Source organism: Bacillus sp. LR--39 (genome assembly GCF_053613335.1).
Window position 1 is genome coordinate 1 of record NZ_JBSIOT010000939.1, and the last position, 685, is coordinate 685.

1 protein-coding gene is annotated in these 685 nt (G+C 45.8%); it reads left to right on the forward strand.

From position 1 onward, the window contains the following. A partial coding sequence (locus ACWHAR_RS27605) for an ATP-binding protein (protein WP_452088505.1) occupies nt 1-685 on the forward strand: 685 nt, incomplete at both ends.

The window sequence follows — 685 nt, forward strand, 5'->3', positions numbered from 1 at the left end:
CGAGTCTACCGTCACCCCGGGAAAAATCCGCGACATGATGGCGATTGCTTTTTCCCACAGCTTTATTGTGCTGAGCTTTTTTAATGTCATGAAGCTGTATGAAACGCAATCGCGGGAAAAGCAGATCCGCGAACAAAATGAGCACATGCTGATGATCGTTTCAAACTTATATGAAGAAACCGTTCATTTGAAAAAGACGTTGAAGAATACTGAAGAGATTACAAACGAGTCCTATCAGCTGTACAGGCTCTTAAATAGACAGAGCGATAACAATTCCTCCGTCCGGCAGATCAGCCAGAAAGTGCTGCGCCTCGCCGGTGAAATCCATGAGGTCAAAAAAGACAATCAGCGCATTTTCGCCGGACTTTCAAAATTAATTTCCAAAGAAAGCTTCAGAGACTACATGGCTGCAGAGGATCTGGTCCGGCTTGTGACCGGCATAAATCGAAAGTATGCTGAATCGCTCGAAAAAGACATTGACTTTCATTATTCGATAGACGGAGAACATCCGAAATACCATGTGTATACCGTATTATCCGTAATTAATAATATTATGGCGAACGCGGTGGAAGCGATTCAAAAGCAGGGCTCCATCAGACTCAGCCTCTATAGGCGCGGCGATGACATGCTGGAATGCCGCGTGGAAGATGACGGACCGGGCATTCCCGAGAAAGTCGGAGATGTG